Origin of the sequence: Azospirillum oryzae, from assembly GCF_008364795.1 — a bacterium.
Lineage (GTDB): Bacteria > Pseudomonadota > Alphaproteobacteria > Azospirillales > Azospirillaceae > Azospirillum > Azospirillum oryzae.
Map to the genome: position 1 here is coordinate 1 of NZ_VTTM01000025.1, position 4527 is coordinate 4527.

Annotated in this window: 3 protein-coding genes and 1 pseudogene; 2 read left to right on the plus strand and 2 right to left on the minus strand. The window is 55.3% G+C overall.

Annotation, left to right across the window (positions count from 1 at the left end):
• The first annotated feature begins 78 nt into the window (after window positions 1-78).
• Both FZ938_RS30285 and FZ938_RS30290 read left to right on the plus strand, forming a co-directional pair.
• Window positions 79-1065, plus strand: coding sequence for an ATP-binding protein (locus FZ938_RS30285; protein WP_149201862.1), 987 nt, complete (start codon window positions 79-81; stop codon window positions 1063-1065).
• Window positions 1066-1078: 13 nt separating this feature from the next.
• Window positions 1079-2932, plus strand: coding sequence for a TniQ family protein (locus FZ938_RS30290; RefSeq protein ID WP_149201863.1), 1854 nt, complete (start codon window positions 1079-1081; stop codon window positions 2930-2932).
• Here FZ938_RS30290 and FZ938_RS31285 read toward each other — a convergent pair.
• Together FZ938_RS31285 and FZ938_RS31620 are read right to left on the minus strand one after the other, a co-directional pair.
• The gene (locus tag FZ938_RS31285) at window positions 2929-3423 is read right to left on the minus strand and encodes a hypothetical protein (RefSeq protein ID WP_246457591.1); all 495 of its coding nucleotides are present in this window, start codon (window positions 3421-3423) and stop codon (window positions 2929-2931) included. The two genes, FZ938_RS30290 and FZ938_RS31285, sit on opposite strands and share 4 nt — an antisense overlap.
• 87 nt (window positions 3424-3510) lie before the next feature.
• A pseudogene (locus tag FZ938_RS31620) lies at window positions 3511-3930 on the minus strand (TniQ family protein); the annotation flags it as partial.
• Window positions 3931-4527 lie beyond the last annotated feature (597 nt).

The window sequence follows — 4527 nt, forward strand, 5'->3', positions numbered from 1 at the left end:
CTCCAGGACGCATAGCGTCGGCGGTGATGCCCGTAACCCATCACCTCGCGCCTACTTTCAAACTTTGCAACAGAGCCCATGGAAGAGGTTCGACTGATCCTGAGCCTTCAGGACTGCGATGACGAAGCCCCTTGTCTGCAGGTGAGCGGCCCTTCCGGAGTCGGAAAGTCGACGCTGCGCAAGAAGCTGGCTCGGGAATACAAAGCCGTTCCTGATGGCCGCTTGATTGACGAGCCACCCTATCCGGTCATGACGGCGGACCACATCCCGCTGCTCCAGTTCGTTATGCCGGAAGGCCCCACGGTCAAATCGGTTGGCATGGAGATGCTGCGGATGTTCGGTGATCCAGCTTGGTATCGCGGCGACAAATATTCCTTCGGCAAAAGGGTAGACACGCTGGTCGCGGCATGTGGGACAGTCGGTATCCTCATCGACGAAGCTCAGCGCGCGGTCGACCGCAACGGCGTGGTGGTGACTGAGGAACTGGCGGACTGGTTCAAGTCCCGGCACGATGAAAACAACGTGTGCTTGATTTTCCTCGGTCTCGGTCGTTTGAGCTACCTGTTCGAGCAGGACAGCCAGCACGAGCGGCGTTGCGACGCCGAACTCCGCATGCCGCCCTATCGGTGGCGGACGGGTGACGGCATGGACGACCTGGAGGATCAGGCGCAGTTCATCGGAACCTTGCTGGCGTTTCAGAAACTGTCGCCCATGCCGTTCGATGTCGACGTCACGGAGGATCGGATCGCACTTCGCTTCTATTACGCCAGCCGCGGCGTGATCGGCGCGTTGAAGAAGCTGCTGAAGAGGTGCGTGAGGATCGTCGCGCGAGATTCCGCAATACCACGCCGCATCACCCTGGAACTTCTCGAAGACGCTTTCGACCTGGCCTTCCGCAAGGAGGCGCACGGGATGATCAACCCATTCTCCTCAACCTATGCCGGGCAGTTGCCCCCTCCGATCGAGGATGACTCGCTCCCGCGTCCGGACGTCGCAGCACGGCGAGGCGCCAAGAAGCGTCGCCTGCGCAAGGAGACGGTGAACCAGGCGCTGACCAAACGGTGAACGGCACCTGCCGATGGAAAACCGCCTTACCGTTCGCAGTCCTCCCCTGGAAGATGAAAGCCTGAAGGGATACGGTCTGCGTCTGGCCCAAGCCAATGGCCATCCAGACATCCGTTGGCTGCTGGACGCAGCCGGGCTGCGTCTTGCGGTCGCCGGAACACCCTGCGATCTGGCGACGCTGTCCAGCATTACTGACGTCGCCCGCATCGAATTGGAGGCTTTGGCCAATTGGCCCGTTCCGGAGCGCACGCGGTTGGTGCGCTTCGGCAACGGGTCGCTGCCGGCCGCTGCACTCGACCTCATCCACCCCCGCGCCTGTCCAAGATGCATCCGCGAACGCGGCAGCGTGCGGCGGATATGGGATCTGACCTTTTATGTCGCGTGCCCGGTGCACCGCTGCTGGCTGGTCGACCGCTGCCCTTACTGCCTGAACCGCCTGAGTTGGCTGCGTCCAGGCATTGGGCTCTGCCGGTGCCGACGCGCCTGGACCGATGCGCCCACCACTCCAGCGTCCGAGTCGGCACTCTCGATTGCGGCCCTGCTGGAGGAGCGTGCGACTCGGTCATTGCCGACGTCGGCACCACCAACTCTACCGGCCGGCGCCCTGCAGACCCTCGACATGGCCGTGCGCTTCATCGCCTTCTTCGGCTCCGATCATACCGCCCCCAACTGGCGTGTCTCAACCATGACCAAGGCCGGGTTGGCCACAGATCGCAAGACGGTGGAAGCCGCGGCCTGTCTTCTGCGGGATTGGCCATTCAGCCTTTATGACTGGCTCGAAAACAGTGCCCGGTCCTCCGATCACCGGGTCGGGCTGGTGGCCGAATATGGGCATTGCCTTCCGCGCTTCCGGGCCTTCTTCGGCGACGAGCCCTTCGCTTTCCTGTTCTCCGAGGTCAGACGCTACTTCGCCGACCATTGGGGAAACGGCTTCGTCAAGCCCAAGTCGGTCTTCTATACCCCACCCGATGCCCCCCGTCACCTGTCAGGCTCGCAAGCGGCAAAGCTCCTGGGAATGACGAGCGCGAGCATTGCCCGCATGGTCGGAGATGGAACCTTGAAGGGCCAACTCCGGGACATGGGGCGGCGGCGCCAGATCTTGGTCGACCCCACCAGCGTGCAGGAATTCCAGGAACGCACGGATGGGTCGCTGCCCTGCGAGGCGGCGGCCGAATGCCTCGGAACGTCCTGCTCCCAGATCGAGAAGCTTCGGCGCGAGGGGATTTTGGACGAGGCGGTCAAGGTAGGTGGCGCTTACAGGTACGAGCGCACGTCCCTGGAAGGGCTTGCCGACACCTTGCTTCAGAATGCCACCGTCATGACCGGGGCCGGCGTCGACATGGTGTCTCTCGCTGACCTGCCGCTCCACCGGCGGCTCTCGCTGCCAAGTGTCTTACGGGAAGCGCTTGCCAATCGGCTACCCCTCTGGCGCAGGGCGGCATCTCCACAGGAGTGCAGTCTGCGCAGTCTGTATGTCCGGAAAAACGATGTGTTCGGCCATACTGTACGTCCCTCGGGCGACCGTTGTCTGGGGGTGCGGGAGGCAGCCAAGTCTCTTGGCGTGTCCGTGCGCATGGTGCATGCGTTGGTGGTAGCGGGTTGCTTCCAGAACAATCGTCCGCACACGGGACGGATGACGAAATGTGGACTCTCGGAACACGCCATCGCCGAATTTCACAGCAGTTTCTGCTTTTCACGCGACTTGCTGTACTTCAATGGAAAAAGCTCCCGAACCGTCATCTCTGCGCTCAGAGCGTTGTCAGTGTATCCGTTCATAGAACCGGATAAACGCAAAGGAATTTCTGCAGTTTGGCGTCGAGAGGAGGTAAGAAAATATACCACGGAAATTAATGGAATTAACCACTAGATTAGATTATTACTTTTATTTATATCAAACCATTTTCTATCAAAAATCTCTGTCGTACCGTCGATTTTACTCGCCACCTCGCCCATCATTCCTAAAAACGATGCAAGCAAAAAATTCCTTTCCGCTCTTTTCTTTACTCTATGAACGCCACCATATCCTATGATAAATTTACTTATTTTTTCAACGTGGTTGTAAAATGGCGCGGACCAATCCATGAGTATTCCCATAGAATAACTCACACATATTCTCTTATCAGGAAACGCCATCTCTACTTTAACGCGACAATTATTTTCATCTTCATAAACCGGAATAGAATAAACTCTATTAACGCAGTACAAGAAATCTTCCAAACTCAACCGTTTTATGTTTTCGGTCATTCCTGGAACTGCTTCAGTTTCTACTTTGTTTCCCAGAAGGAAGGAGATGTGCTTTGCACAAGCGACCTCATTCTCACTGGAAAACCCTGTAAAATAGTCATCGTATTCAACCATACCGCATTCACACGTGTTGCTTGCTCTCATCCACGAAAAAAATCTACGGCATGCTGGGCACCTGTTGACTATATTCGTCCCATGTTTTGGGCAAGCCGTACAATCAACAAGATCCCAGATAGACTGAATTATAGGGCTCTCCAATAAGCAATCCGGGCATATGTTTAAGTATTTTATGTCAATTCGGTCTCTGTCTATTTTTATACCATGGAAATTAATTGAACTGCCATGCCAACCATTAATACAATAGCTGTTACGCCTTATGATTTTACAATCACATCCTGTCACATCAGAAATTTCCCACATATTTTCTTCTGTGAAAAGCTCATCTGCAAACCGAATATTCTTATGAAATACCCATTGCAATGTGTCATACCCATTGGCAATACACAGCCGTCGAAGATACCCGATCATACTCTCACCAGGAACTGGATTACTCCGGATGACGAGATGATTGGGGATCGCATGATCGTTGCGACTCCCCATCACCCCTCCTCTTATATCCATCGTTGTTAGAGCCCCCAATGACACTCAAGTGGGTTCGGTCAGGGCGCGAAGCCCCTGACCGAAGTCGGAGTGATGCGATCCGCCGTTTAACGAATCGCTTTGCTAGGGCCAGTTCTAAGCAGTCAGAGAAAGACCAAGACCAGCTGATGATATCGCTGGCAAGGTCACGATCTTCACAGACCATCTGAGAATGAGATGGGATAGCGTTTCTCAGCGATCAAGGATGGATATCCGTTTGATCGGCATCCTTTGACAGCCGCCTGTCAATCTTTGCGCAAAAAGATCCACACTTTCTCATCTTTTGCTTAACACCGTATCAGATTTTCCTTTATTGAAACGCACAACCCATTGATTTCAGTAATGCTTCCCTCTCATTTTTTGCGATATCGACCAGTTGGTGGTCAGTTAAGCAAAAGATGAGAAACCGAATCCTAAGTTTGAGACACTTTTAACCGTTGTCTCACGGGAGACGGCGGGGTCCCTCTCCGGACCCTGAGAGCGAGCAAAGAGGGCGGGGCTAAGAGCACCTAACAAAAGGGCGTTTGGGCTGTTGAGAGGTGTATGGCTTCACCTCTCGTATCCGACGCCCTTTGGGCG